A 26245-nucleotide genomic window follows, 5' to 3' on the forward strand; every position below is an offset into this window, starting at 1 on the left:
GGGGTCAGGGTGTGGATAGGGTCGGTGCATGGCCGGCGAACCCGCGAGCACGGAGGCGGGCCCCGGGCTGCCGTTCCGCCAGTACCTGCTGAAGATCCACAGCCGCTGCAACCTGGCCTGCGACTACTGCTACATGTACGAGGCGGCCGACCAGAGCTGGCGGACCCGCCCGCGCCGGATGGAACTCGCCACCGTCCGCCGGGTGGGCGCCCTGATCGCCCGGCACGCCGCCGAGCACGGGCTCGACGAGGTCGCCGTCGTCCTGCACGGGGGTGAGCCGCTGCTGGTCGGGGCCGCCCATCTGGACGCCCTGCTGCACGAGTTGACCGGCGCCCTGGCCGGCCGGTGCGCCGTCCGGTTCAGCCTGCAGACCAACGGGCTGCGGCTGCTCGCCGAGCCGGCCCTGTTCGACGTCCTGCACCGCCACCGGGTCTCCGTCGGCGTCTCGCTGGACGGCGTGGCCGCCGACCACGACCGACACCGCCGCCTGCCGGGCGGGGCGGGCAGCCACGCCCGGACGGTCGAGGCCCTGCGGCTGCTCACCGCCCCCGAGCACCGGTCGCTCTTCGCCGGCCTGCTCTGCGTGGTCGACCTGGCCGCCGATCCGGTCGGCACCTACGAGGCGCTGCTCGCCTTCGCGCCGCCGCGGATCGACCTGCTGCTGCCGCACGGCACCTGGCAGGCCCAGCCGCCCGGCCTGCTGCGCACCCTGCCGACGGCCCCGCCCGACGGTTCGGCCGCGACCCCGTACGCCGACTGGCTGCGGGCCGTCTTCGACCGCTGGTACGACGCCCCCCGGCGGGAGACCGGCGTGCGGCTCTTCGAGGAGCTGGCCGTCCTGCTGCTCGGCGGCCGCGCCTCCAGCGAGGCCGTGGGACTGGCCCCGGTGGATCTCGTGGTGGTCGAGGCGGACGGCACGATCGAGCAGGCCGACAGCCTCAAGGCCGCCTACGACGGCGCTCCCGGCACCGGGCTGGACGTCTTCCGGCACGACTTCGGCGCGGCCGCCGCGCACCCGGCCTTCCGGGCCCGCCAGCGCGGCCTGGCCGGCCTCGGGCCGGTCTGCGCGGCCTGCCCGCTGGCCGCCGTCTGCGGCGGCGGCCTGTACGCCCACCGGTACGCGGACGGCGGCTTCGGCCACCCCTCGGTGTACTGCGCCGACCTGGCGGCGCTGATCGGCCACATCGGGGGCCGGCTGCGCCGCGACCTGGTCGGGCCGGGCGGGCCTGCGCGGCCGGCGCGGCCGGCGGGCGCCGCCCCGGCGGCGGTGTCGGTGGCAGCGCCGGTGGCCGTGCCGGCGGGGCGGGAACCGACCCGGTCAGGACGGGTGATCGCGGATGGACCACGGCGGATGGACGGGCACGGATGAGTGACGGACGGCGGACGGCGGGCGGTGCCCCGGCGGCCCGGGCGGCGGCGGACGACGGGGCCCTGGGCGCCCCGCCCGGGAGCGGCGGGACGGCCGGGGTGCCGGGCGCCCGGGCGCAGGTCTCGGAGGGCCTGCGGCGGCACGGGGTGGACCGGGCCACCTTCACCGCCCTGGCGAGGGCCCGGGGCGGCGCGCCGGCCGTCCGGCTGCTGCGGGCCGGACAGCTCAGCAAGCGCGCGCTGCTGCTGGTCGCGCTGCGCCGCGCCGTGCCGGCGCCGGAGCGGGCGGCCTTCGAGTGCGCGTACGCCGAGGTGTGCGCCCTCCAGCGGGCCGACCGGACCGCCTGGGAGCGCTTGCTGCTCCGCCCCGAGTTCGACGCCTGGGCGGCCGGCTGCCTGCACCTGCTGGCGGCCGGCCGCCCGGCGCCGCTCGACGGGCTCGACCGCTTCCTGCACGGCCCCCGGCCGGCCGCCGCACCCGTTCCGCTGGAGTGCGACGGCCTGCGCTGGACGCCGCTGATCACCGACCGGGGCCCGTACCGGGACCTCTACGGCCACCCGCCGGCCGGGCCGCTGGAGCCGGCCGAACTCGACCGCTGGCGCCTGCTGCTGGCGGGCGCCTGGGAGGTCCTGGTGCGCCGCCACCCCTGGCACGCCGAGGCGGTGGGCGCCTGCGTGACCACCCTGGTGCCGCTGCACCCGGCGCCGGACGGCTCGGCGGTCAGCGCGGCCGCCCGGCGGGCCTACGGGGCGGTGGCGGTCTCCCGCCCGGCGGAGCCGACGCTGCTGGCCCTGGCCCTGGTGCACGAGTTCCTGCACGTCCAACTCGGGGCGCTGCTGGATCTCGTGCCGCTGCACCGGCCCAACGGGGAGGCCAGGTACCACGCGCCCTGGCGGCCGGACCTGCGGCCGGCCGGAGCCCTGCTCCAGGGTGCCTACGCCCACCTGGGGGTCACCGACTTCTGGCGCGGGGAGCTGGCCGCCGGGGCCCCCGGGAGGGAGCGCGCGGAACGCGAACACCGGCGCTGGCGGGGCCACACCGGAGCCGCCGCCGCCACCCTGCTGGCGAGCGGGGAACTGACCCGGGCCGGGGAGGAGTTCGCCCGGGAGCTCGGCCGGGCCGCCGAGTACGGGCCGGACTGCTCCGGGGGTGGAGCCGCCACGGGAGCCGAACGGGTGGATTTCACCGCAGAAGGTGCAGCTGCGGGGCCGTGCTCGTCAACGTGATTCGCGGCATCCGACGCAGCCGGCCCGCCGTGCCAGTACATTGTCAGTCAGCTGTAATACCCGTTATCAGCCATCTCAACCGCCCCGGCGCACAGCAGAGAGACATCGACATGACTCCCGCACTCGCTACCAGGCCCACCGAAGACCTGACGGACCCTCAGTCGCAGGCGGGCCGAGCCTCGCTTGCCGAACTGGCCGCGCTGGGCGCCGAAGAGATCACCGCACGGCTGCACCGTGTCCTTCCGGGCGCAGGCTCCGGCCAGGTGCCGGTCGCCGCGTTCAATTCCTCGATCTGAGGGAACGAAGGTCCCCACGGCTCCGTCGATACGAATATGACGCGCAATCTGCTGCCCTTTACGCAATTCGTTGTGAAAGTGCACAGTCGCTGCGATCTTGCCTGCGATCACTGTTATGTCTACGAGCACGCCGACACCTCGTGGCGGGCCCGGCCGAGAACGATCAGTGACCAGGTGCTGGCCAAGGCCGCCGAGCGCATCGGCGAGCACGCGGCCGGACACCGGCTGCCCGCCGTCCGGGTCGTCCTGCACGGGGGTGAACCCCTGCTCGCCGGCCCGGAGCGGCTGCGCCGGACCGCGGAGGCGATCCGGGCGGCACTGCCGCCCGGATGCGCGCTCGACCTGCGGATCCACACCAACGGCGTCCTGCTCGACCGCCGCTTCTGCGAGCTCTTCGACGAACTGGACGTCCGGGTCGGCATCTCCCTGGACGGCGACCGCGCGGCCAACGACCGCCACCGCCGCTACGCCGACGGCCGCAGCAGCCACCCCCAGGTGCTCCGCGCCGTGGAACTGCTGCGAACCCCCGGGTTCCGGCACCTCTACGCCGGCCTGCTGTGCACGATCGACATCGAGAACGATCCGGCCGCCGTCTATCACGCGTTGGCCGAACTCGCCCCTCCCGCAGTCGACTTCCTGCTTCCGCACGCCACCTGGGACACCCCGCCGAAACTGCTTCCCGGTGGGGGGCCCACCCCGTACGCGCAATGGCTGCTGACCGTCTACGACCTCTGGGAGGCGGCCGGGCGGCCCTTCGCCGTGCGGACCTTCGAGTCCGTCCACCGGACGTCGCGCGGCCTCTCCAGCCTCACCGAGGCGCTCGGCCTGGACCCGGCCGACCTGGTCGTCCTGGAGACCGACGGCACCTTCGAGCAGGCCGACAGCCTCAAGACCGCCTACGACGGCGCCCCGGCCACCGGCCTGGACGTCCACACCCACACCCTTGACGAAGTCGCCCGCCACCCCGGCATGATGGACCGCCAGGCCGGTCTGGCCGGGCTCAGCGCCACCTGCAGGGCGTGCCCCGTCGTGCGCTCCTGCGGCGGTGGTCTGTACGCACACCGCTACCGCAGCGGCAGCGGCTTCGACAATCCCTCCGTCTACTGCGGGGACCTCATGAGCCTCATCAACGGGATCGGCGAGCGGGGCGCACCGGCGCCGGCCGGCGCCCTCCCGCTCCTGCCCGGCCAGGCCACCGAGCCGGCCGTGCCCGTCCTCACCGACCGGCAGCTCGGCGAACTGGCCGCCGGCCACGGCGGGGCGGACACCGTCCGGGCGCTGGCCCGCGCGCAGCTCGGCATCACACGGGGGCTGCTCGCCGCCGTCTGGGACGCCACCGGCCTGCGCACCTCGGCGGCCTGGGAACTGCTCGCCGAACTGGACGCGGCCCAGCCCTCCGCCGTCGACACGGTGCTCGGCCACCCGTACGTCCGGGCCTGGGCCGCCCGGCGGCTCGGCGGCGAGGCCGGTGCCGGGCCCGGCACACTGGCCGAGCTGGCCGCCGCCGCCGCCGTCCGGGCGGGCCGCGGCGACCGCCTGACCGTGAGCGTCCGCGGCGGCGCCCTGCACCTGCCCACGCTCGGCCGGCTGGCCCTCCCGGACGGCGACGCCGAGATCACCGGCGGCCCCGACGGCTTCACCGTCCGCACCGCCGGCCAGGACCTGATCACCGTCGACGGCCGGCAGGCGGACGGCCGCTGGCAGCCGGTGCGCCGGATCCGGCTGGCCGACGGCTGGACCCCGGCCCTGGAGGACACCGACCCGCAGCGGGACAGTCACCAGTGGCCCGTGCAACCCCGCCTGGACGAGGCCGAACTGCTCTCCTGGACCGGGGCGCTGCGAGAGGCCTGGGAGCTGCTCGGCCGCGACCTGCCGCGCTACGCCGAGGGCGTCCGGGCCGGGCTCACGGTGCTCACCCCGCTGCTGCCCGGCCCCGACGGGCGGGACGTCAGCGCCGCCGCGAGGCAGGCCTTCGGTGCCGTCGGCATCGCCCGGCCCGCCACCGCGCCCACCCTCGGCCTGCTGATCGCGCACGAGTTCCAGCACGTGAAGCTCGGCGCCGTGCTCGACCTCTGGGACCTGCACGACCGGGCCGACACCCGGCTCTACCACGCGCCCTGGCGGCCCGACCCGCGTCCGCTGGAGGGCCTGCTCCAGGGTACCTACGCGCACCTCGCGGTGACCGAGTTCTGGGGCACCCGGACCCTCGCCTACGACGGGCTGCCGGGCGCCGCGGCAGGCCACGCCCGGCTGCAGTTCGCGATCTGGCGCACCTACACGGCGCAGGCCGTCGAGCGGCTCGCCGAATCCGGCTCGCTCACCGCCCTGGGCCTGCGGTTCGCCGCCGGGATGCGGGAGACGGTGGCGCCGTGGCTCGCGGTGGCGCTGCCCGACGAGGTGGAGCGGGCGGCCGACCGGGCCCGGGAGGAGCACGCGGTGAGCGGCTGACCCGCACGCCGGGCCGCCGGAGCACGCCGGGCAGCACCGGCGCCCGGCACCGGCCCGCGGCACGAGCCCGCCGAGCAGTACCAGCAAGCCACGAACGGCCCGCCGACCACGGCCCCGGGGACCCCGGGGCCCAGCCCCAGGGGATCGCCATCCTTCCCGTCGACCCGAGTGCCCGCCCGTCCGGCGGGCCGCACACCCGCGCACGGCTCGCCGCCGACCTCTCCGGCCTCGGCGTGCGGCCCGGGGACCTGCTGTTCGTGCAGGCCTCCCTGCGCTCCCTCGGCCCGGTGGCCGGGGGGCCGGCCACCGTCGTCGACGCCCTGCTGGACGCGCTCGGCGGGCCGCCGGACGGCACCCTGGTCGCCTACACCGCGACCCCCGAGAACTCCGACACCTCACGCCTGGCGGCCGCCCTCACCGAGGGCCTCTCGCCGGCCGAGGCCGCGGAGCACCGCGCCCGGATGCCCGCCTTCGACCCGGGGCGCACCCCCAGCTCGCCGACCATGGGCGCGCTCTCCGAGGTGATCCGCACCACCCCCGGGGCCCGGCGCAGCAACCACCCGCAGACCTCCTTCGCGGCCGTCGGCCCGCTGGCCCGCGAGGTGACCCGCACGCACGACCTGGACTGCCACCTCGGCCAGGCCTCGCCGCTCGGCCGGCTGCACGAGCTGGGCGCCAAGGTGCTGCTGCTCGGCGTCCCGCTGGCCCGCTTCACCGCCTTCCACCTCGCCGACCTCCGGATGCCGGACCTGCGGCGCCGGCGCTACGGCTGCGTCGTCCAGGACGGCTCGGGCGGCGGCCGGTGGGTGCACTTCGAGGCCCCGGAACTCGACGACCTGCACTTCCCGGCGCTCGGCGAGGCGCTGCTGCGGGAGGGGACCGGCCTGCGCCGCGGCCCGGTCGGCGACGCGGACGCCCTGCTCGTGCCGATGGCGGAGGCGGTCGCGGTGGCCACCCGGAGCCTGCTCCGCGACCGCAGTCCGCAGCCGGTCTGAGCGCCCCCCGTAAGGCCCGTACGCCTGCGATCGTCCGGGACATGACGAGTGATCATCCCCGTTGCGCTATTCCATTGGAGTGCAAGTCGTTCTTACACTGAAGCCCCCGTGCGTGTGGGGACCGGTGGTGGACGGGCCAGGGGGAGGCGCGTGTGTACGACCCTGGGGGCTGGGACGAGGACGCGTCCCGTCCTTACTTCTTCCTCAGCTACGCCCATACGCCGAAGGCCGGCGCGCGCGGGGCCGGGGACCCGAACCACTGGGTCCGCCAGCTCTACCGCGACCTGTGCGAGGCGGTGCTGCAGCTCACCACGCTGCCGGCCGGGGCCCCGGTCGGATTCATGGACGAGAGCATGCACCAGGGCGAGCTGTGGGCCGACCGGCTCTCCCAGGAACTGGCCGCCTGCCGGGTGTTCGTACCGCTGTACTCGCCGCGCTACTTCAGCAGCCTCGCCTGCGGGCAGGAGTGGCACTCGTTCACCCAGCGCCCGGTCTACCCGGCGAACCGCGACTCGGAGCGGACCAGCGGCGTCGTCCCGGTGCTCTGGGTGGCGATGGGCCAGTACAAGCTGCCCGAGGTGGCCAGTCAACTCCAGTTCAACCACGCCAGTTTCGGGCCCGACTACGCGGCCGAGGGCCTGTACGCCCTGATGAAGCTCAGCTACTTCCGGTCCGCCTACGAGCTGGCCGTGCACCGGTTGGCCCGGCGGATCGTCGAGGTCGCCGAGGACACCGTGATCCCGGTCGGGCGCAAGCTCGACTTCCAGGCCCAGCCCAGCGCGTTCAACGTGGTGGCGCCCACCAAGCAGTTGCGGATCTCGGTCCTCTCGTACCACCGGGCGGAGCTGCCGCCGGGCCGCAACGCGGACTACTACGGTGCCCGGCGCACCGACTGGCACCCTTACCGGCCGGCCGCCGAGCGGCCGCTGGCCGAGCACGCGGTCCGACTGGCGCGGCAGTTGGGGTTCCAGCCGAGCGTGCACGAGTTCGACGAGGAGGTCGAGGAGCTGACCGGCGGCGGGCAGCCCACCGCCCCCGGCCTGCTGCTGCTCGACCGCTGGGCGCTGCGGGACGAGCGCCGCCGGGAGCTGGTCCGCCGGTTCGACCGCAGCAACACCGGCTGGGTCGGCGTGCTGGAGCCCTGGAACCAGGACGACCCCGACTGTGTCGAGCACGAGGGCCCGCTGAACGAACTCAGCGACCAGGCCCTGCGGCTCACCCACCGGGTGGCCCGCCCCAGTTTCCAGGGCCTGGCCGCCGGGCCGACCGGGCTCGCCAGCCTGGAGGACTTCGACGACGCCCTGCCCAGGGCGGCGATGAAGGCCAAGTACGCCTTCGAGGACCGCACCAGAACGGGGGCGGGCGACACCGCCACGCCCCGGCCCAGCCTGCGTGACGCGTTCCGCGGCGGGCGCGGACGCGAAGCGGCGGGCCTCGCACCGCCGCGCACGGACGACGACCACCCAGCCAGCGCCGAAGGCGACAGCCCGCACGACGGGGCCGAGCCCGGGGGAGGAAACGCATGAGCGAGAGCCGGACCAGGAACCTCCGGGTGGCGGGCCGAGAGGCCGCCAGAGCGCCCAAGCCGCAGGTGGAGGAGGACCGCAACGGCCGGATCGTCACCTTCTACTCGTACAAGGGCGGCACCGGCCGGACCATGGCGCTCGCCAACACCGCCTGGATCCTGGCCGCCAACGGGTTCCGGGTGCTCACCGTGGACTGGGACCTGGAGGCGCCGGGCCTCGCCAAGTTCTTCCACCCGTTCATCGACCAGGCGGTGCTGGCCGGCACCACCGGCATGATGGACCTGATCGCCGAGTACCGGGAGGAGGCCCTGCGGCCGGTCGAGCACGGTCCCGACTGGCACCTCGACTTCGCCCGGGTCCACCCGCACGCCCTGTCACTGGCGTGGCCGCTCTTCCCGAGCGGCGGCAGCCTCGACTTCCTCTCGGCCGGGCAGTTCAACCGCGACTACTCGGAGGCGGTCGGCCGCCTCGACTGGGACATCTTCTACGACCGGTTCGACGGCGGGCAGTTCTTCGACGCGCTCCGCGCGGACATGCGCAAGCGATACGACTACGTCCTGATCGACAGCCGGACCGGCCTCTCCGACATCGCCGAGATCTGCACCGTCCAGATGCCCGACGACCTGGTGGTCTGCTTCACCCTGAGCGACCAGTCCATCGACGGTGCCTCCCGGATCGCCCAGCACATCCACGACCGTTACCGCGACCGCGGCATCCGGATCCTGCCGGTGCCGATGCGCATCGACGAGGGCGAGAAGGAGAAGGCGGACGCCGGCCGGGCGCTGGCCCGGATCCGCTTCGACGGCCTGCCGGCCGGCCTCGGCGGCGACGAACTCGCCCACTACTGGGGCTCGGTGGAGATCCCGTACCGGCCGTTCTACGCCTACGAGGAGATCCTCGCCACCTTCGGCGACCAGGGCGGCAGCCCCACCTCGATGCTGGCCGCCTGCGAGCGGCTCACCGGGATGCTCACCGAGGGCCGGGTCAGCTCGCTGCCGCCGGTCGACGAGGAGGTCCGGCTGCGGTACGTGGACGCCTTCACCCGGCGCCGCCCGTCCGTGCCGGCCGACCTCTACCTGTCCTACGTGCCCGAGGACCGGATGTGGGCGGACTGGATCGAGTCCGTGCTGAGCCGGGCCGGGTTCCGGGTGCTGCCCCGGGACCTGAGCGCCGGATCGGACCCGCGGCACGAGACCGAGCGGGGCATCGACGCGGCGTACCGCACCGTCGCCGTGCTCTCGCCCGCCTACCTGCGCTCGCCGCAGGCCCGCGCGCTCTGGGAGTCCGTGGTCAGCTCGGACCCCTCCGGGACCAGGCGCCAGCTGGTGCCCGTCCGGGTCGGCGACGTGCGCCTCACCGCGCCGTTCAGCAACCGCAACCCGGTCGACCTGGTCGGCCGCGACGAGGCGCAGTCCGTGCAGACGCTGCTGCGGGCGCTCGGCCGCGGGGAGATCCCGCTGGAGGAGGCCTCCGGCACCGGCCCGAGGTTCCCCGGCAGCAAGCCGCAGGTCTGGGACGTGCCGCCGCGCAACCCCTCCTTCACCGGCCGGGCCACCGTGCTGGAGCAGCTGCGCAACCAGCTGCGCGGCGGGATGGCCGCGGTGCTGCCCACCCCGCAGACCCTGTACGGCCTGGGCGGCGTCGGCAAGACCCAGGTCGCGCTGGAGTACGCGCACCGCTTCATGTCCGACTACGACCTGGTGTGGTGGATCGACGCCGAGCAGACCGAACTGGTCGCCCCCGCGCTGGCCGAGCTCGCCCGCCGGCTGGGCCTGCGGGTCGGCGACTCGGTGACCGAGGCGGCCGAGGCGGCCCGCGAGGCGCTCCGGCGCGGCACCCCGACCTCGCGCTGGCTGCTGATCTTCGACAACGCCGACGAGCCGTCCGAGATCCGCCGGTTCTTCCCCGGCGGCTCCGGCCACATCCTGGTCACCTCCCGCAACCAGGCGTGGTCCGGCCACGCCGAGGCGCTGGAGGTGGACGTCTTCACCCGCGGCGAGAGCATCGAGCACCTCTGCCGCCGGGCCCGCGGGCTGTCCCGCACGGACGCCGACCGGGTGGCCGACGCGGTCGGCGACCTGCCGCTCGCGGTCGAGGTCGCGGCGGCCTGGCTGGACACCACCGGCACCCCCGTCGACACCTACGTCTCCCAGCTGCAGGCGGAGGCGGCCCGCGCCCTCGCGGTGGCCCGGCCGACCGACTACCCGACGCCGGTCGGCGCGACCTGGAACGTGTCGATCGCCCGGCTGCGGGTGCAGTCCCCGGCTGCGGTGCGGCTGTTGCAGCTCTGCGCGTTCTTCGCGCCGGAGCCCATCTCGATGAACCTCTTCTACAGCGACCAGATGATCCGCGCGCTGGTGAAGTACGACGAGGACCTCAACGACAAGTTCATGCTCGGCAAGGTCATCCAGGCGATCGGCCGGTACGCGCTGGCCAAGGTCGACGCCGGCAGCAACAGCTTCCAGGTGCACCGGCTCGTCCAGGCGGTGATCCGCTCCGAGATGTCCGAGGACGACCAGGAGATCGCGGTGCACGAGGTGCACCGCATCCTCACCGGCGCCCGGCCCGTCCTCGGCGACACCGACGACCCGGCCAACTGGCCCGCTTTCGACGAGATCTGGCCGCACCTGTCGCCCTCCAAGGCGCACAACTGCGACGAGCCCGACACCCGGCAGCTGCTCATCGACCGGGTCCGCTACCTCTGGAAGCGCGGTGAGCTGGAGCGCGCCCGGGACCTCGGCCACGCCCTGGACGAGGCCTGGACCGGCAAACTCGGCGAGGACGACCGGCAGACCCTGCTGCTGCGCTTCCAGCTCGCCAACGTGCTCCGCTCCCAGGGGTCGTACGCCGAGGCGCTGGCGCTGGACGAGTCCACGCTGGCCCGCCAGCGGCGGCTGCTCGGCGAGCACCACCCGTACACGCTGATGACGGCCGGCTCGCTCGGGGCGGACCGCCGGGCACTCGGGCTGTTCCAGTCCGCGCTCGACATGGACCGCGAGATCCTGGAGCAGTTCCGGGAGTTGTTCGGCGACGAGCATCCGCGCACGCTCTCGATGGCGAACAATCTGGCGATCGACTACCGGCTGGTCGGCGACAGCGAGGCCGCCCGCGACCTCGACCAGGAGACCCTGGACCGCCGCACCTCGGTCCTCGGCCCCAAGCACCCGTACACCCTCTCCACCAAGTCCGCGCTCGCCCGGGACCTGCGCGAACTCGGCGACTACAAGGGCTCGGCGGAGCTCGCCCGCGAGGTCATGAACGACCTCATGGACGTCCTCGAACCCGACCTGCCGGAGAACCTGCGCAACGCCAAGTCCCTCGCCGTCTCGCTGCGCAAGGCGGGCAACCTGGCCGAGGCCCGCCGGATCACCAAGGAGACCTACGAGCGCTACCTGGAGCGCTACGGGGCCGACGCCCCCGACGCGCTGGCCTGCGCCCTCAACCTGGCCGCCGACTACAGCGCGTCCGGCGACAAGGAGGCCGCCCGCGACCTCGCCCTCACGGTCTACGACGGCCACCGGCGGCTGTTCGGCGGCGAGCACCCCTTCACCCTCGCCTGCGCCAACAACCTGGGCATCTACCTGCGGGGCAGCGGCGACATCCAGGCGGCGATCGCCCGCGGCCGGGACACCGTCGAGGCATTGCGGCGGACGGTCGGCGGGGAGCACCCGTTCACCCTCAGCGCGATGATCAACCTGGCCAACGCCTACGGCGACGACGGCCAGTACGACCAGGCCGAGGCGCTGGAGCGTGCCGCCCACACCGGGCTCTGCAACCGCTACAGCTCCCGCCACCCCGACGCCGTCGCCTGCGAGGCCAACCTCGCGGTCACCCTGCGCGGCGCCGGCCGGCACACCCAGGCCGCCGAGCTGCGGGCCCGGGCGGTCGCCGAGCTGATCCGCCAGCTCGGCGAGGAGCACCCCAACACGGTCTCCGCCCGGGGCTGGAAGCGGATCAACCGCGACCTCGAACCGCAGCCCGTCTGAGCCGCCCGGGGCCGGGCGTGCCCCGCCCGTCAGGCCCGCAGCGGGGTACGCTGCGGGCCTGATGAGCGACAAGCACCTGCCTCCCGTCCTGGTCACCCGCCGGCTCGCCCCGGGGGTGACCGAGCGCCTCGCGCCGTCCTGCGCCGTCACCCTGCACGACGACGTCCGGCCGATGGAGCGGGCCGCGCTGCTGAAGGCCGTGCACGGCCGGGCGGCCGTGATCACCACCCTGGACGACGTGGTGGACGACGAGTTCCTGGACGCCGCCGGTCCGTCCCTGCGGATCGTCGCCAACCACGCGGTCGGCACCCACAACATCGACCTGGCCGCCTGCGCCGCGCGCGGGGTGCCGGTCAGCAACACCCCCGGGGTGCTGACCGCGGCCACCGCCGACATGGCCTGGGCGCTGCTGCTGGCCGCCACCCGGCGGCTCGGCGAGGGCGAGCGGCTGCTGCGCTCCGGGCAGTCGTGGGCCTGGGCGCCGACCTTCCTGCTCGGCATGGAGCTGGCCGGCGCCCCGCTGGGCATCCTCGGGATGGGCCGGATCGGGCAGGCGGTGGCCCGCCGGGCCGCCGGCTTCGACATGCCCGTCAGCTACCACAACCGCACCCGGCTCCCGGCCGCCCTGGAGGGCGGCTCCCGCTGGCTGCCGCTGGACGAGCTGCTCGCCGGGTCGGCCGTGCTGGTGGTCACCTGCCCGCTCTCGGCCGGCACCCGGCACCTGCTGGACGCCCGGCGGCTGGCCCTGCTGCCGGCCGGCGCCGTGGTGGTCAGCATGACCGCCGGTGTGGTCGACGAGCGGGCGCTGGCGGCCGCCCTGGAGTCCGGCGCGCTGTCGGCCGCGGCGGTCGACAACTTCGAGCACGAGCCCGCGGTGCCGGCCGAGTTGCTGGCGCAGGAGCGGGCCGTCCTGGCGCCGCACCTCGGCAGCGCGACGGTCGGCACCCGGCAGGCGATGGGCGGGCTGGCCGTGGACAACGTCCTCGCGGTGCTGGCCGGCGGCGCGCCGCTGACGCCGGTCGCGGCGGGCTGACCCCCGCGGGCGGTCCCGCCCACGGGCCCGCCGCCAGGCCTGCGCCGGGGTGCCCACGCCCGTGAGCCCGGGGCCGCCCGCCCGCACCCCCGCCCCCTCCCCGTTCCTCCCTTTCCCCCCCGCATGTCCGTCCGGTCCGGCGATCCTGCCGGACCGGCCCCCTGGCGTGCCCGCGGGCGGATTCCGGATCGACAAAGGACACAAGGTGTCCTAATGTCAACATCGTGTCCTGAGGGATGGCGACCGCCTCCCGACAGGCCGTCCCCCCGTGACGCCCGGTTCCAAGGAGGCCAGCCCGTGGCAGAGACGTTCGGCGCGACGAAGGAGGAGCTGGTGGACCTCGCCCACCGCCGTATGGACTCCGAGATCCCCGACAGCGACTGGACGACCCGGCAGAAGGTGGCGCTCACCTGCCGGATCCTGTTCGACGCCGGCCACGACTCCGGTCTGGCCGGCCAGATCACCGCCCGGGCCGAACGGCCCGGGACCTACTGGACCCAGCGCCTCGGGCTGGGCTTCGACGAGATCACCGAGGACAATCTGCTCCTGGTCGACGAGGACCTCCACGTCCTCGAAGGCACCGGGATGGCCAACCCGGCGAACCGGTTCCACAGCTGGGTCTACCGGGCCCGGCCGGACGTGGACTGCATCATCCACACCCACCCGCTGCACATCGCGGCGCTGTCCATGCTGGAGGTGCCGCTGGTGGTGTCCCAGATGGACCTCTGCCCGCTCTACGACGACTGCGCCTTCCTGCCGCTCTGGCCGGGCATCCCGGTCGGCAACGAGGAGGGCGAGCTGATCGCCGCGGCACTCGGCGACAAGCGGGCCCTGCTGATGGCCCATCACGGCCAGCTGGTGGCCGCGGGGTCGGTCGAGGAGGCCTGCTCCCTGGCGGTGCTGATCGAGCGCGCCGCCAGGCTCCAGCTGCTGGCGATGTCGGCCGGCACCGTCAAGGAACTCCCCGACGCGCTCGCCCGCGAGGCGCACGACTGGATCTCGACCCCGAAGCGCGACCAGGCCTCGTTCGCCTACTACGCCCGCCGGGCGCTGACCACCCACCAGGACTGCTTCACCGGAGGTGCCTGAGATGACCGGGACCGTGCTCGAAGGAATCATCGCCTACCCGGTGACGCCGTTCTCCGCGGCCGACGGCCGGGTGGACACCGGCCGGCTCGCCGCCCTGGTCGACCGCCTGGTCCGGGCGGGCTGCCACGCCGTCGCGCCGCTCGGCTCCACCGGCGAGAGCGCCTACCTGGACGACGAGGAGTGGTACGAGGCCGCCGAGGCGTCGGTGGGCGCGGTGGCCGGCCGGGTGCCGGCGGTGGTCGGCATCGCCGACCTCACCACCCGCAGCGCCGTCCGCCGGGCGCGGTTCGCCGAGCGGGCCGGGGCCGATGTGGTGATGGTGCTGCCGCTGTCCTACTGGAAGCTGGACGAGCGCGAGGTCGACCGGCACTTCACGGCGGTCGCGGACGCGGTCGGCATTCCCGTGATGATCTACAACAACCCGGCCACCAGCGGGATCGACCTCTCGCCCGAGCTGATGGTGTCCCTGGCCGAGCGGGTCGACAACATCACCATGGTCAAGGAGAGCAGCGGCGACGTGCAGCGGATGCACCGGCTCGCCCAACTGTCGGAGGGACGGCTGCCGTTCTACAACGGCAGCAACCCGCTCGCGCTGGAGGCGTTCGCGGCGGGCGCGGCCGGCTGGTGCACGGCGGCGCCCTGCCTCATCCCGGAACTGACCCTGGAGCTCTACCGCGCGGTGCGGGCCGGCGACCTGCCGGCGGCCCGGGCGGCGTTCTACCGCCAGCTGCCCGTCCTGCAGTTCATCCTCAAGGGCGGCCTGCCGACCACCGTCAAGGCGGGGCTGGCGCTCGACGGGTTCCCCGCCGGAGATCCCCGGCACCCGCTGCTCCCGCTGGACGCCGGCCGGACGGGGGAGCTGGCGGAGCTGCTGGCGGCCGCGCGCTGACCCGCGGGACGTCCGGGCCCGGACACCCCGCCGGCCGGGCCCGGCTCAGGGCAGCGCCGGGACCCGGTCGGCGGGTTGCGCGGGATCGTCGTGGATCACGATCAGCACGGTGGCGGGAGCCGGCCCCAGCCGCCGCGAGCGGTGCGGCAGCCCGGCGTTGAAGTAGACGCTGTCACCGGTGCCGAGGGTGATCGTCCGCTCCGGGAACTCCAGTTCGACCTCGCCCGCGTGGACGAAGAAGAACTCCTCGCCCGCGTGCGACTTGTACGGCGAACCGGCCAGGTCCTCGGGCGGGTACATCACGAACGGCACCATCCGCTTGCCGCTCAGCCCGGTCGCGATCCCCTCGTAGTGCGGCCCGTCGGGGGCGTCGGTGCCGATCGGGGTCCGCTCGCCGGCCCGCACCACGGTGATCAGCTCGGGTTCGACCTCCTCGGAGAACAGCCGCCCGACGTCGACCCGCAGGGCCCGGGCCAGCTTCAGCGCGGTCGAGATCGAGGGCACGCTCAGGCCGCGCTCGACCTTGGAGAGGTAGCTCTTGGTCACCCCGACCTGCTCGGCGAGAGCGTCCAGGCTGAGGCGGTTCTGCTTCCTCAGCACCCTCAGACGGCTGGTCATGCGGCACCCCTCACCTGGAACGTTCCGGTGACCGAGTATTCCACCCGGCGGGCGCCCCGGGAGGTCCGCTCAGCCGGACGCCCACTTCATCGCGGCCGTCATCACCCGCAGCGCGCCGAAGTGGGCGGCGCCCGGCTCCAGGATCAGGGTGGCGTCGGGGATCCGGTCGGCCAGCCAGCGGGAGTGCTCGACCGGCGAGAACTGGTCGTCCGCGCCGTGCCAGAGCCAGGTCGGCACGGCGATGTCGCCGACCTTGAACCCCCAGTCGGCGGTGAACGCCAGCACGTCGTCGATCCAGCCGTCCGCGTTGTGCCGGAACGCCTCGCGGAAGTTGCTCTGCAGCATCCGGCGGATCCCCGCGTCGGCGACCACGATCCGGTCGGTGGCGGGCAGTTCCGGCGCCAGGCCCTTGAGCAGCCGGATCGGGTCGTCCTTGATCTGGCGGGAGCGGAACTCCATGCTGTCGGCGATCCGGTGGTGCCCGCGCTCGGCCTCCCGGTACGCGTGCACGTTGGACGCCGTCATGCCCGCGTACCAGTCCAGGCCGGCGGCGTCCCGGGGCGCCAGGCTGACCAGCGCGGCCGCCCGGCGCACCCGGCCGGGCAGCAGCGCGGCGCAGGCCAGCGCGTGCGGCCCGCCGCCGGAGCGGCCGAGCACGGCGAACTCGGCCAGCCCGAACTCGTCCGCGATCGTCCGCACGTCCACGGCCGCCGCGGCGACCGCCCGGCCGGGCAGCCGGTCGGAGTCGCCGTAGCCGGGCCGGTCGAAGGCGATCAGCCGCACGCCCAGGCGGTACAGCACGGTGCTGCGCGGCGCCGGGCCGAACCGGCTGCCGGGGGTGCCGTGCAGCAGGAACACCGGGCGCCCTCGCGGGTCGCCGTAGCTCTCGACCGCCAGCGCGCGGCCGTCCGCCGCCTTCACCACGCGTGAGGCCACGCGGATCCTCCCGTTGTCGGGGTCATGGGGTTCGCCCGCCGGATGCGGGCCCGGGCCGGCCGGGCGGTGCGCGGCCGGGCTCAGTGCTCGTGTCCGCGCACCTCCCGGCGGGCCTGCCAGGTGGTGTGCTCGCGGGAGACCGCGTCCTCGGCGTCCCTGGCCAGCCGGGCCCAGAGTTCCTCGGCGTCCGGCGAACGCACGTCCAGCTGGGTGAGCTGGCGCCGGATCAGTTCCAGTTCGTCGGCGGCCAGCGCGTACGCGGCCGCCAGCGGCCGGTACTGCCGCAGCTGGGCCCAGGCGGCGACCGAGGCCGCCACCGCCGAGACGGTGCCCAGCGCGTCGTAGCCGAAGCCGCCCAGCGCCCGCAGCACGGCGAGGACCAGGCCGAGCGCCGGCAGCACGATGCCCAGCACGCCCGTCCAGAAGCCGGCCCGGGCGCAGCGGCGGGCCTTGGTGGCGTACCAGTCGTGCTGGACCTTCACCCGCTCCTGCAGGTACACCTCGCGGCGTACGCTCAGCGGCTGCTCGCGCAGGCCCCGCATCGCCTCGGTGACCTCGGCGGTGGCCCCGCCGCGCACCGCGCGGCTGTCCCGGAAGGCGTGCAGCACGCGGGCCAGCTGGAAGCGGTAGAGGCCCTCGGCGTCCGGCAGGGTGGTGGGCGGCGGCTGGTAGGCGTCGGCCCGGACGGCGAACTTCCAGGCGAGCGTCTTGACCGATTCCGCGGCGGCCCGGCCCTCGTACCAGAGCCCCTGCGGGTTCTGCCGGCCGGTGATCACCGCGAAGCAGATCGCGCCCAGGTAGGCGACCGCCGCGAACCAGGCCCACAGCGGGCCGTCGGCGGAGCCGGTCGCGGCGGCCGCGACGAGCAGGACCAGCTCCCAGCGGGACAGCGCCACCGAGCGCCGCTGCCCCTGCTGGGAGGCGGAGTCGGCGGCCCAGAACAGCTCGGGCAGCAGCTCGTCCTCACGGACCCGCCCCATCGAACCCGCCCCCGTCGCCATGCTCGGCCCCCACCCGTCGCTCAGGTCGCAGGGCTGTCCTGCCCCGGCCCGGCGGCCGGTACGCCTGCCTCCGGGCCGGTATGGCCAAGAAGCCCCGCAGGTTGTCTCAGACCGGCCCCGGGGCGCCCGGCGGGCCCCGCCCCGACTCCGCAGCCGACCTTCCGGAGCCGACCCGCCCGGCCCCCGGAGCCGGCCCGGGGCGTCCTCAGAAGGTGTAGAAGATCCGCTCCGCGTTGTCGGCCATCACCTTGGCGTTCCACTCCGTTCCGCCGTCGACGTTGCCGGAGCGGAACAGCGGCGGCTCGATGCCCCGGTCGGCGAGCCGGCCGACCGCCGACGCGACCACGGCCTGCATCAGCGCGCTGGTGACGATGGTGGAGACCGGCCCGAAGGTGGTCGCCGCGCCGGGGTGGGTGAGCTCGCCGTCGCCGACCGCGATCTTGTTGTCCAGCACCACGTCGCAGTGGTCCTTGAGGTAGGTGCCGGAGGGGTGCTGGGAGCTGACCTCGGCCGGGTAGGCCAGCGAGGTCAGGCCGATCACCCGGATGCCCCGGGAACGGGCGTGCGCGGCCAGCTCGACCGGCATCACCTGGCGGCCGGAGAGCGAGATGACGAACAACAGGTCCCCGGCCCGGGCCGGGGTGTGGTCCAGGGTGGTGGTGGCGAGGCCGGAGACCCGCTCCAGGGCGCTGGCGAGCGGGGCCGGGCGCACCGTGACGCCCGCCATCCCGGGGACGTCCAGCAGGTTCACCGGGACGAGTCCGCCGGCCCGGTAGACCACATCCTGGGCAGCCAGCGAAGAATGTCCGGCGCCGTAGGTGAAGACCCGCTGCCCGCCGGCGAGGGCGTCCGCGAGGAGTTCCGCGGCGCGCTCGATGTTGCCCGCCTCCTCGGCCCGGACCCGCTGCAGGTGGCCGATCGCGGCGTCGAAGTACTGTCCGACCAGGTCACTCATCGGGGCCTGCGCTCTCTGCCGGGTCGGGGCGCCCGGCCGCTGGGGCGGCCGGGTGGTCCAGACCGCCAGTGGAGAAAGCTACGGCGAGCACCGTGGTGCCTGGAGCCTGCGACTGTCAACAGGGACGAAATGCGCCCGGGAACACCACCGTCTGGATCCGGTTGTCATTGCGGTAGGTCAGAATTGACGGTGAGGACACCGAGGAACGGAGCCAGCGGCGATGTCTGGGCTGATCGACACGACCGAGATGTACCTTCGCACCATTCTGGAGCTGGAGGAAGAAGGCATCACCCCGATGCGCGCCCGGATCGCGGAGCGCCTGGAGCAGAGCGGCCCCACCGTCAGCCAGACCGTCGGCCGGATGGAGCGTGACGGCCTGCTGCAGGTCGCCGGCGACCGGCACCTCGAACTCACCGAGGAGGGCCGCCGGCTCGCCGTGCGGGTGATGCGCAAGCACCGCATCGCCGAGTGCCTGCTGGTCGACGTCATCGGCCTGGAGTGGGAGCAGGTGCACGAGGAGGCCTGTCGCTGGGAGCACGTGATGAGCGAGACGGTCGAGCGCAAGGTGCTCGCCATGCTCGGTCACCCCACGCAGTCCCCGTACGGCAACCCCATCCCCGGGCTGGACGAGCTGGGCGACACCAAGGCGGAGGGGGAGGGCTTCGACGCCGCCCTGGTCACCCTGGACGCGCTGCGGCCCGGCGACGGCGGGGCCAGCGTGGTCGTCCGCCGGATCGGCGAGCCGATCCAGACCGACGGCGACCTGATGCGCACGCTGCGCCGCGCGGGCATCCGCCCGGGCGCGACCGTGCAGGTGGCCACCGGCCCCGGCGGGGTCCGGGTGGGCACCGGCGAGGACGCGGCCGAGCTGGGCAAGGAGATCGCCGCGCACGTGTTCGTGGCGCTGGCCTGACCCCCCCCCGGGTCGGCCCGCTCCGGCGAAGGCCGCGAGGAAGCACCGCGAGGGCCCGGTACGTCCCCACGTACCGGGCCCTCGCGTTCCCCACCCCGTTCCCTCCCCACCCCCTGGTCCCCGCCCTGTCCCTCCCGTCCCCCGCTCCGTGCCACCTGGCCACCCCGAGCCCGGCCGGTGTCACGCCCCCCGGTTCCCTCCCCGTCCCCTCCTGGTCCCGCCCCGGTTCCCTCCCCGCCCCCTGTTCGCCGCGCCCGGCTTCCCCGTCCGAGCGCCCCTCCCGGCAGTTCCCCGCTCACCGCTTCCCCGTGCGGTCCTCCGCCCCTCGGCCCTGTCCCCGGCCCCGCTGCTCCCTTCCGTCCGACGGCGTCCCCTCTCGGAGGAAATTGTCCCCTCGGCAGATCTTGGCAATCCTTGAGCGTTGTCACTCGTACGAGGGGCTTTCGCCGTTGACCAGCGGGTACACCGGTCCTTTATCCGGACATGCGTCCGACGGGCCCCGTCCCCGGTGGGGGACAAGGCCCGTCGGTCGCGCGCGGGGTGTCGCGCGTCGCACGCCCTCACCCGATAGGCGTAGGGCGGCCGTTCAAGGTGGCGCCGGCCGGCACCCGGACGGGTGACTCAGGAGTGCTGGTGCACCGCCGTCCGGCCCTGCCGGGCCGCCACCGCGGGGGCCTCACGGCCGCAGGCGTAGGCCAGCGGGTTGATCAGCTCGGCGGCGTCCGGCAGCAGCCAGCGGTTGGTGGAGGACGGCGGCCGGGCCCACTGCGCGAAGCTGTACGGCCCGACCCGGGACGGCGGGGCCACGATCCAGTCGCCCTCGCCGCGCGCCACCAGGTCCAGCCGGCCGGGCGCCCAGCCCAGTCTGCGGAGCATCTCGGGCAGTTTGGCCAGCACCCCGGGCAGCACCAGGAAGAGCAGCCGCCGGCCGACCTGGCCGGACGCGGCCGGCACCGCCACCACCGGGCCGAGCTGCAGGCCCATCCGCTCCATCCGGGCCAGTGCCAGGCAGCCGGCCACCTCGGGCACGTCCAGCGCGTCGAAGGAGCGCCCGGTCGGCAGCAGGATGGAGGCCTGCGGGGTCTCCGTCCACCAGCGGCGCACCACACCCGGGCCCGCGCTGGCCTTGCCGCGCCAGTCGTCGCCGACCGGGTGCGCGCCCGGGGCCGCGCAGCCGCGGTCGCCGCACGAGCAGCGGGCCGGCCCGTCGCCGTCGATCAGCCAGGCGCCGGGGGCCACCTCCCAGTGACGTTCCTCGGCGTAGCTGACGGCTTCGATGAGCAGTGCGGGCAGCTCGCCGGCGCTGCTCCGCCCGGGGGCTCCTGGGGTGTCTTCCACGCGCTGCTCAACTACCGTCCGTGAGGCTGGTTACGGCCCGGCGACGGGTGGTGTGCATGAGGGCCGCAATGTCACCCGAACCGGTGAGTGCTCCCCGCCGGAGCTGGGGCGGGCCGGGCGCAGTGGGGGCGCACGGGGGCATTCTCCCGGGCGCGCGGGGGGTGAGGACCGTCACCGTGGGTATCCCGCTGGGGTCGCTGATCGCTAACCTGGTGTCAGATTCCTTGGACGGTCGGACAGTCGGCAACAGATCAGCAGAATCGTCGTCCGCCGGCCGGGACCGGAGGGCGTTGGGGAGGCGAAGCCCATGGCCGCGAGACCACTTGTCGCACGACAGCCCAACGAGCGCCTGCAGCAACTCATCCAGGAGGCGAGCTGCTCGAACGCGGGCCTCGCCCGCCGGGTGAACCTGTGCGGCGCCGAGCACGGCCTCGACCTGCGGTACGACAAGACCTCGGTCGCCCGCTGGCTGCGTGGCCAGCAACCGCGCGGCCAGGCACCGGCCGTGATCGCCGAGGCGATCGGCCGCAAACTCGGCCGCGGGGTCTCCGTCGAGGAGATCGGGATGGCCGACGGCAAGAACCTCAGCTCCGGCATCGGGCTGCAGTTCTCGGCCACCCTCAGCGGCGCCCTGGAACAGGTCTGCGAGCTGTGGCGCAGCGACGTCGGCCGGCGGGACTTCCTGACCGGCGCCGCCGTGGCCGCCTCGGCCCTGGTCGAGCCCAGCCGGGACTGGCTGATCACCCCGCCCGACCCGGTGGTCGCCCGCAGCGGCGCCGTCCGGGTCGGCCCCTCCGACGTCGCGGCGATCAAGGCCACCACGCAGATGCTGGTGGACCTGGACCACCGGTTCGGCAGCGGGCACGTGCGCCCGGTCGTCGTGCACTACCTCAACAGCGTGGTCTCCGGCCTGCTCAGCGGCGGCTACCGGGACGAGACCGGCCGGCAGCTGTTCGCGGCGGTGGCCCGGCTGACCGAACTGGCCGGCTACATGGCGGTCGACACCGGGCAGCCCGGTCTCGCCCAGCGCTACTACATCCAGGCGCTGCGGCTGGCCCAGGCCGCCGACGACCGCGGCTACGGCGGTTACGTGCTGGCCGCCTCGATGAGCCACCTCGCGGCGACCCTCGGCAACCCCCGGGAGATCGCCCAACTCGCCCGCGCGGCCCAGGAGGGGGCCCGCTCGGTCGCCACCCCGACCGCGATGGCGATGTTCTACGCGGCCGAGGCCCGCGGGCACGCCCTGCTGGGGGACGCCCGCGCCTGCGAGGCGGTGGCGGCCAAGGCCCTGGCGGCGATGGAGCGGCGCAACCCCGAGGACGACCCGGACTGGATCGTCCACTTCGACGACGCCTACCTCGCCGACGAACTGGCGCACTGTCACCGGGACCTGGAGCAGGCCGGCCAGGCCGAGAAGTACGCCCGGAGGGCGCTCGACCTGCACCCGCCGACCCGGGTGCGCCGCCGCGCGGTCGACCTCGTCCTGCTGGCCACGGCCCAGTTGCAGCAGCGCGAGGTCGAACGGGCCTGTGAGACCGGCACCCAGGCCGTCCGGCTGCTCAGCGGGCTGCGCTCCAACCGGGGCGTGGAGTACCTGGACGAGTTCCGGCGCCGGCTGGAGCCGTACCGGGAGCAGCGGGTGGTCCGCGAGTTCCAGGCCAGGGCGGAGGCGGAGGCGGCCTGACGGCGCCGCCCGGGGCCGCGGCGCGGCCGCCGGCCCCGGGTGCCGTCCCGTCCTGCCCGCCTGCCCGCCGTCCGTCCGATCCCTGCCGTTCCCGTCCGTCCCACGACTGCCCTCGGGGCCACCGCCGACCCGGCCCGGGCGAGGTGCGAGAACCGGCCTTCTTCTGCCCGGCAGCGGGCAGGGGGAGGCCGTTCGCGCTGTTCGGGGCCGCCGTGGGACGGCCGGAACCGGGCAAGCGGCACACCGCATGGTCACCCGTGACGGTGAACCGGTACCGTGGGCGCGACGTTCGAAGGCAATCGACGCCCAAGAGAACCGCCCAGATGTGGTCCGCCGTCAACGAGGGCGCGGAACAAGCGAGGAAGGCCCGGGTGCGCGTACGGGAGACAGGACACGGGTGGCCGCCGGCCGCTCGATCGCTGTCGGCTGTCCCGGCGGGCCCGGTGTCACGCACAGGTGAGGAATCGCGTTGAACCAGCGCCGCTCGTATCCCAACTCCGGTGACTTCAACCTGGACGACCTCTTCCGGCCGGAGCCCGGCCAGCAGCAGGGCCAGCCGGACCAGCAGCAGGGCCAGCAGCCCGGCCAGCAGCAGGGCCGGCCCGGCCTGCCGTCCCAGCCCGGCCAGCCCGAGTACCTCGGCGGCGGCCCGGGCCAGCCCGCGCCGGCCCCCGGCGGCAGCTGGGGCGGCCAGCAGCAGTACGCGCCGCCGCAGGCCGCCGCCCCGGCGCCGGAGACCCAGTACCTGCCGCCGTACCCCACCGCCGACCCGCAGGGCGGCGGCCACCCCGCCCAGGGCGCCCCGCAGGGCTACCCGCCGGCGCCGCAGGCCGGCTACGGCGCCGCGGACCAGGGCTACGCCCCGGCGGACCACGGCTACCAGCAGGCCGGCTACCCGGCGGCCGCGCCGGCCGGGCCCGGCTACGCCGCCCAGGGCGAGACGACCTTCACGGCCACCCGCTCCTCGGCCGGGGCCGGCGGCCGGCGGCCGTCCTCGAAGCTGATCATCGGCGGGGTGGTGGCAGGCTGCGCCGCCGCCGGGATCCTGGTCGCCGTCCTGATGAGCGGCGGCGACTCCACCGACAACGGCCGGACGAAGCCGGGCGCGCCCGCGGCGGCCGGCAGCAGCGCCACCGGCAGCGGCACCGCCGGGGCCACCGCCGGCGCGATGAGCCCGGTGGCCAAGGAGCAGGCCAAGGGGCTCTCCGACCTGCTGGGCACGGCCAACGACAGCCGCCAGGCGGTGATCGGCGCGGTCGCCTCGGTGCAGAAGTGCGACAAGCTGCCGGAGTCCCAGCAGGCGCTGACCGCGGCGGCCGGCCAGCGCAGGGACCTCAAGACCAAGCTGGCCGCGCTGAAGACGGACCAGCTGCCCACCGGCCCCCAGCTGGTCGAGCAGCTCAACCAGGCCTGGGAGGCGTCGGCCACCGCCGACACCGAGTACGCGGCCTGGGCCGGGGACTCCCAGGCGGGCTGCGACCCGACGAAGAAGGACAACCCGCACTACAAGGCGGCGGTGGCGGCCAGCGGCACCGCCACCACGGCCAAGAAGCAGGCCTCCGCGCTGTGGAACGCCATCGCCGGCCAGGCCGGTCTGGCCACCAAGAGCGACGGGGACCTCTAGGCCCCCGGGGCCTCCAAGGGCGCCCCGGCGCCGGCCGCTCCTCCGCACCCGTGGTGCGAGGGCGGGGCCCAGCCGGAGCAGCAGGGCGGGCCGGGCCCCACCGGCCCGGCCCGCCCTGTTCACCGCACCCGCGGTCGTCCGTTACGGCTTCCTGCCGCCGGTCAGCACCCAGCGGACGTCCACGAAGCCGGGCTGCTGGAGGGTGAGCCGCCCCGAGCTCGCCTGCTGGTAGGTGACCCAGGTGTTCACCAGCCGCGGCGACTCCGCGCTGGCCAGCATGTTGGTGGCGCCCCAGGCCAGCGGCGGGGTCAGGCCGGCGGTGTCGATCGGGTCGCCGCTGTCCAGCACCGCGGTCAGCGCCTTGGCGGTGACCGGGCGGCCGGCGGCGGTGAGCCGTTCGCCGACCTGGCGCAGCACCTCGTACGCGACCCAGGTGGTCTGCACGCCGGAGTCGGCGACGTCGATCGTCCTGCCGTCGGCGGTGCTGCCCCGGACCACCGAGCGCAGCGCGTCCCAGACCCCGGAGGACTCCGGCGGGTACCAGCCGGCGACGTACGCGCCGGACAGCGGGCCGCTGTCGCCGCCGGTGGAGTCCACCACCGACTGCTGGACACTGCCGATCACCGAGGCGAGCCGGGTGTTCCTGGAGCCCAGGCGGCGGTAGGAGTCGAGCAGGTTGCCGGTCGGCTCGGTGCCCAGGGCCACGGTCACGCAGTTGCCGCTGTCGTCCTTGCCGATGGCCTTGCGGGCGACCTCGGTGTAGTTGCTGGACTTCTCCGGCGCCTTGACGTCGACCAGCTTGACGCCGGCCGGCTTGAGCGCGTTGGCGAGGTAGCCGAGCAGGCTGTCGCCGGCCGGGGTGTCCGGGCGGACCAGCGCGACCGTGCGGCAGCCGGAGTCGACCAGCTGGCGGCCGCTGCCGGCGATCAGCGCCGGCATGCCGCCGGCCACGGGGTAGGACAGCGGGCTGCTGAACTCGGCACCGGAGAGGCCGTAGCCGCCGATGTACGGGATGCCGGCCCGCTCCAGGGTGGTCATGAAGCTCTCGCCGAACTGGCTGTACGAGCCGACCACCGCGATCGCCTTCGCGTCCACGGCCTGCTGGGCGCACTTGGCGGCGCCGGCCGCCTCGTTGTGCTCGTTGCAGGTCAGCACCCGCACCTTGTGGCCGCCCAGGCCGCCCTTGGAGTTGATGTCGCGGCCGACGGCCTCGGCCAGGGCCGTCATGCCGGGCCGGTCGGTGGAGCCGGTGCCGGACGGTGCCCAGGTCATCACCGTGAGTTCGGCGCCACCCGTGGAGGCGTCGGCCGGGCCGCCGCAGGCCGAGGCGGCGAACAGGGCCGGCAGCAGGGCCACCGCCATGGCGGTGCTCACCACGCTCCGGCGGCCTGCGGAGCGCCCTGCGGGCCGGCTCGCCGCGTCGTCACGGCGCCGGGCCGGCTGCTGGTCCCCCGCCGACTGCTTGTCCTCGGGCGATGCGGTCTGCCTGAACATGGCTTTCCCTCCCTGGGCAACCCTGTTGCTCACTGGCACCAGCCAAGCCGCCATGCCACAAGCACAGAGGGCAGAAAAGAGAACGGACGGCCAACGGGGACGGAACACCGGGTGGGACGGGTCGAGGACGCGTGTAGAACGCGAACGGTGGGGGAACGTACGATCGGTCCCCATGTCCGCCAGCACAGATTCTTCGTATCGGTCTGCCCGAAACCCTTCTCGTCCGGGGCACCGCTCCAGCACGATGGGCGGCATGCCGCTCAACGACCTGCCCTGGTGGCGCTGGCGCGCCCGACTGCGCTCGGCGCTGCACATGCTGTCCGACCCCGCCTTCCAGCAGGAGACCTGGCTGGCCGGCCGCGAGGGCTTCGGCGACGTGACCGATGCCGTGTACCGGTTGGTGGAGGACACCTGGCTGGACCGCTGGTCCGCCGAGAAGTACGTCGGCACGATCTTCCGCGACTCCGGCGAGGCCGCCGTGGTGGACGTCGCGGTGCTGCGCGTGGTGCGGATCCTGCACCAGGTGGGCGCGGACGCGCCGGTCTCCGAGTACCTGGCGCACCACGGCTGGCCGGAGGCGGTCCGGGCCTGCCGGGAGGCGCATGTGCGGCTGGCGCAGAACGACGGCGACGATCCGGACGCCGCTCCGCGGTCCCTGGAGGTCCTGCGCATCATCACGCAGGTCTGACCGCCGCTCCCGGTCCCGCACCCCCTGTCCGGTCCCGCACCCTGCCCGGTCCCGCACCGGGGCCGTCGCGTGCCGTCGCGGGCGGGCGTCCCGCAGTTCGGGCAGGGCGGCGAGCACTGTCCGGAATATGACACGCT

General features: G+C 74.7%; 20 protein-coding genes. 14 read left to right on the forward strand and 6 right to left on the reverse strand.

The genetic code is table 11. The features are described from left to right. The first annotated feature begins 28 nt into the window (after window positions 1-28). From J2S46_RS23440 to J2S46_RS23485, 10 genes are all read left to right on the forward strand, one after another. Window positions 29-1369, forward strand: coding sequence for an FxsB family cyclophane-forming radical SAM/SPASM peptide maturase (locus tag J2S46_RS23440; RefSeq protein ID WP_191290656.1), 1341 nt, complete (start codon window positions 29-31; stop codon window positions 1367-1369). Continuing rightward, window positions 1366-2595, forward strand: coding sequence for an aKG-HExxH-type peptide beta-hydroxylase (locus J2S46_RS23445; RefSeq protein ID WP_191290657.1), 1230 nt, complete (start codon window positions 1366-1368; stop codon window positions 2593-2595). Before J2S46_RS23440 ends, J2S46_RS23445 begins: the two co-directional genes overlap by 4 nt. After that, a complete protein-coding gene (fxsA, locus tag J2S46_RS23450) occupies window positions 2580-2891 on the forward strand; it encodes an FxSxx-COOH cyclophane-containing RiPP peptide (protein ID WP_191290658.1) in 312 nt (103 codons plus the stop codon). The genes J2S46_RS23445 and fxsA overlap by 16 nt, the downstream gene beginning before the upstream one ends. Before the next feature lie 36 nt (window positions 2892-2927). Beyond that, window positions 2928-5339, forward strand: coding sequence for an FxsB family cyclophane-forming radical SAM/SPASM peptide maturase (locus J2S46_RS23455; protein WP_191290659.1), 2412 nt, complete (start codon window positions 2928-2930; stop codon window positions 5337-5339). 233 nt (window positions 5340-5572) lie between these two features. Continuing rightward, window positions 5573-6334, forward strand: a complete 762-nt coding sequence (locus J2S46_RS23460; protein ID WP_229912817.1) for an AAC(3) family N-acetyltransferase — start codon at window positions 5573-5575, stop codon at window positions 6332-6334. 152 nt (window positions 6335-6486) lie between these two features. Continuing rightward, entirely contained in the window at window positions 6487-7860 is a 1374-nt protein-coding gene (locus J2S46_RS23465) for a TIR-like protein FxsC (RefSeq protein WP_191290660.1), read from the forward strand. Window positions 7861-7925: 65 nt separating this feature from the next. After that, a complete protein-coding gene (fxsT, locus tag J2S46_RS23470; protein ID WP_191290730.1) occupies window positions 7926-11846 on the forward strand; it encodes an FxSxx-COOH system tetratricopeptide repeat protein in 3921 nt (1306 codons plus the stop codon). A 61-nt stretch (window positions 11847-11907) separates the two neighbouring features. Then, window positions 11908-12879: a 2-hydroxyacid dehydrogenase gene (locus tag J2S46_RS23475; RefSeq protein ID WP_191290661.1), complete on the forward strand. Its 972-nt coding sequence runs from the start codon at window positions 11908-11910 to the stop codon at window positions 12877-12879. Between the two features lie 297 nt (window positions 12880-13176). Beyond that, window positions 13177-13968 (forward strand): aldolase, encoded by a 792-nt coding sequence (locus J2S46_RS23480; RefSeq protein ID WP_229912818.1) that lies wholly within the window; start codon window positions 13177-13179, stop codon window positions 13966-13968. A gap of 1 nt (window position 13969) precedes the next feature. After that, complete coding sequence (locus J2S46_RS23485) at window positions 13970-14857, forward strand: dihydrodipicolinate synthase family protein (protein WP_191290663.1); 888 nt, start codon at window positions 13970-13972, stop codon at window positions 14855-14857. A gap of 45 nt (window positions 14858-14902) precedes the next feature. On the opposite strand, the gene J2S46_RS23490 is transcribed toward J2S46_RS23485, so the two are convergent. The 4 genes from J2S46_RS23490 to J2S46_RS23505 form a co-directional block, all read right to left on the reverse strand. Continuing rightward, complete coding sequence (locus tag J2S46_RS23490; protein ID WP_191290664.1) at window positions 14903-15475, reverse strand: helix-turn-helix domain-containing protein; 573 nt, start codon at window positions 15473-15475, stop codon at window positions 14903-14905. Window positions 15476-15544: 69 nt separating this feature from the next. Continuing rightward, window positions 15545-16411, reverse strand: a complete 867-nt coding sequence (locus tag J2S46_RS23495) for an alpha/beta fold hydrolase (RefSeq protein WP_229912819.1) — start codon at window positions 16409-16411, stop codon at window positions 15545-15547. Window positions 16412-16491: 80 nt separating this feature from the next. Next, window positions 16492-17412, reverse strand: a complete 921-nt coding sequence (locus J2S46_RS23500) for a DUF4231 domain-containing protein (RefSeq protein ID WP_191290665.1) — start codon at window positions 17410-17412, stop codon at window positions 16492-16494. A gap of 205 nt (window positions 17413-17617) precedes the next feature. After that, window positions 17618-18367, reverse strand: a complete 750-nt coding sequence (locus J2S46_RS23505) for a sugar isomerase domain-containing protein (protein ID WP_191290666.1) — start codon at window positions 18365-18367, stop codon at window positions 17618-17620. Between the two features lie 220 nt (window positions 18368-18587). On the opposite strand from J2S46_RS23505, the gene J2S46_RS23510 reads away from it, so the two are divergent. Further along, window positions 18588-19280: an iron-dependent transcriptional repressor DtxR gene (locus tag J2S46_RS23510; RefSeq protein ID WP_191290667.1), complete on the forward strand. Its 693-nt coding sequence runs from the start codon at window positions 18588-18590 to the stop codon at window positions 19278-19280. A gap of 621 nt (window positions 19281-19901) precedes the next feature. Here J2S46_RS23510 and J2S46_RS23515 read toward each other — a convergent pair. Beyond that, window positions 19902-20618 carry a bifunctional DNA primase/polymerase gene (locus J2S46_RS23515; protein WP_191290668.1) on the reverse strand — a complete coding sequence of 239 codons (717 nt, stop codon included), beginning with the start codon at window positions 20616-20618 and terminating at the stop codon, window positions 19902-19904. A 307-nt stretch (window positions 20619-20925) separates the two neighbouring features. On the opposite strand from J2S46_RS23515, the gene J2S46_RS23520 reads away from it, so the two are divergent. Further along, window positions 20926-22302 carry an NsdA family TPR-like regulatory protein gene (locus J2S46_RS23520; RefSeq protein ID WP_191290669.1) on the forward strand — a complete coding sequence of 459 codons (1377 nt, stop codon included), beginning with the start codon at window positions 20926-20928 and terminating at the stop codon, window positions 22300-22302. Between the two features lie 469 nt (window positions 22303-22771). Beyond that, the gene (locus J2S46_RS23525; RefSeq protein ID WP_191290670.1) at window positions 22772-23926 is read left to right on the forward strand and encodes a hypothetical protein; all 1155 of its coding nucleotides are present in this window, start codon (window positions 22772-22774) and stop codon (window positions 23924-23926) included. A 141-nt stretch (window positions 23927-24067) separates the two neighbouring features. On the opposite strand, the gene J2S46_RS23530 is transcribed toward J2S46_RS23525, so the two are convergent. Then, window positions 24068-25420, reverse strand: a complete 1353-nt coding sequence (locus J2S46_RS23530; protein ID WP_191290671.1) for an ABC transporter substrate-binding protein — start codon at window positions 25418-25420, stop codon at window positions 24068-24070. Window positions 25421-25664: 244 nt separating this feature from the next. On the opposite strand from J2S46_RS23530, the gene J2S46_RS23535 reads away from it, so the two are divergent. After that, window positions 25665-26108 carry an SCO4402 family protein gene (locus J2S46_RS23535; protein WP_191290672.1) on the forward strand — a complete coding sequence of 148 codons (444 nt, stop codon included), beginning with the start codon at window positions 25665-25667 and terminating at the stop codon, window positions 26106-26108. Window positions 26109-26245: the final 137 nt, after the last annotated feature.

Origin of the sequence: Kitasatospora herbaricolor, assembly GCF_030813695.1 — a bacterium.
Classification (GTDB): Bacteria; Actinomycetota; Actinomycetes; order Streptomycetales; family Streptomycetaceae; genus Kitasatospora; species Kitasatospora herbaricolor.